Origin of the sequence: Limnohabitans sp. Jir72 (genome assembly GCF_003063575.1) — a bacterium.
Lineage (GTDB): Bacteria > Pseudomonadota > Gammaproteobacteria > Burkholderiales > Burkholderiaceae_C > Limnohabitans_A.
In genome coordinates this window covers 1-1,675 of the sequence record NZ_NESC01000029.1, presented here as the reverse complement: position 1 = coordinate 1,675, position 1,675 = coordinate 1, and the positions used below count along the sequence as shown (strand labels likewise).

Annotated in this window: 1 pseudogene; it reads right to left on the bottom strand. The window is 61.1% G+C overall.

Annotation, left to right across the window (positions count from 1 at the left end):
- Positions 1-1,675: pseudogene (locus B9Z52_RS17930) on the bottom strand (S-layer family protein); the annotation flags it as partial.

Sequence of the window (1,675 nt, the reverse complement as noted above, 5' to 3'; positions counted from 1 at the left end):
CGACTGTGGAGATGTTGCCTGCACTCAAGTTGCCTGCCACCGTCGCCACGTTCGCATTGACCGTGCCGATGTTGCCGGTCGTTGCAGTCAACGTGCCGTTCACATTGGTCGTGCCCAGGTTGGTCACTGCAGCGTTCAAGTTAGCCAGTGTCGACTGACCCGTCACGCTCAAAGTGTCGCCCAGTGTCGTCGCGCCGTTGGCGTTCAAGGTACCTGCCGTTGTCAAGTTACCCGCAGTCACCGTGCCGTTGACCGTGCCTGTGCCAGACACCGTCAGGTTGCCTGCGCTCACGGCCAAATTGCCGTTGGCCACCGTCACGCCTGCGTTCGCTGTCACCAGACCGTTCGCTTGAACGGTGCTGTTGAACACCGCTGCGCCTGTTGTGGTCAAGCTGCCGTTCGCTGTCGTCGCGCCGTTGAACTGCGTTGTGCCTGTGCTGGTCAGGTTGCCTGTGTTGGTCAAGCCCGCTGTGGTCGTTGCACCCACCACGTTCAAGCCACCCGTCACGTTCGCGCTGGCCAAGGTCGTTGCGCCTGCGTTCAAGGTGCCGACTGTGGAGATGTTGCCTGCACTCAAGTTGCCTGCCACCGTCGCCACGTTCGCATTGACCGTGCCGATGTTGCCGGTCGTTGCAGTCAACGTGCCGTTCACATTGGTCGTGCCCAGGTTGGTCACCGTCGCGTTCAGACTGTTCAAGTTCGACTGGCCCGTCACACTCAAAGTGTCGCCCAGTGTCGTGGCACCGTTGGCGTTCAAGGTACCCGCTGTGCTGATGTTGCCTGCGTTCAGGTTAGCCGTCACGTTGGCGCTGGCCAATGTGGTGGTGCCAGCTGTCAAAGCACCCAAGGTGGTTTGACCGGTCACACCCAATGTGCCCGCCGTGCTGATGTTGCCTGCACTCAAGTTGCCTGCCACCGTCGCCACGTTCGCATTGACCGTGCCGATGTTGCCGGTCGTTGCAGTCAACGTGCCGTTCACATTGGTCGTGCCCAGGTTGGTCACTGCAGCGTTCAAGTTAGCCAGTGTCGACTGACCCGTCACGCTCAAAGTGTCGCCCAGTGTCGTCGCGCCGTTGGCGTTCAAGGTACCTGCCGTTGTCAAGTTACCCGCAGTCACCGTGCCGTTGACCGTGCCTGTGCCAGACACCGTCAGGTTGCCTGCGCTCACGGCCAAATTGCCGTTGGCCACCGTCACGCCTGCGTTCGCTGTCACCAGACCGTTCGCTTGAACGGTGCTGTTGAACACCGCTGCGCCTGTTGTGGTCAAGCTGCCGTTCGCTGTCGTCGCGCCGTTGAACTGCGTTGTGCCTGTGCTGGTCAGGTTGCCTGTGTTCACCAGGTTGCCTGTGTTGGTCAAGCCCGCTGTGGTCGTCGCACCCACCACGTTCAAGCCACCCGTCACGTTCGCGCTGGCCAAGGTCGTTGCGCCTGCACTCAGCGTGCCGGTGATGTTGGCGTTGCCTGTGTTCGTCAGCGTACCTGTGTTGCTCAGACCTGTTGTGGTCGTCACGCCCAGGTTCGTCACCGTCGCGTTCAGACTGTTCAAGTTCGACTGACCCGTCACGCTCAAAGTGTCGCCCAGTGTCGTCGCGCCGTTGGCGTTCAAGGTACCTGCCGTTGTCAAGTTACCCGCAGTCACCGTGCCGTTGACCGTGCCTGTGCCAGACACCGTCAG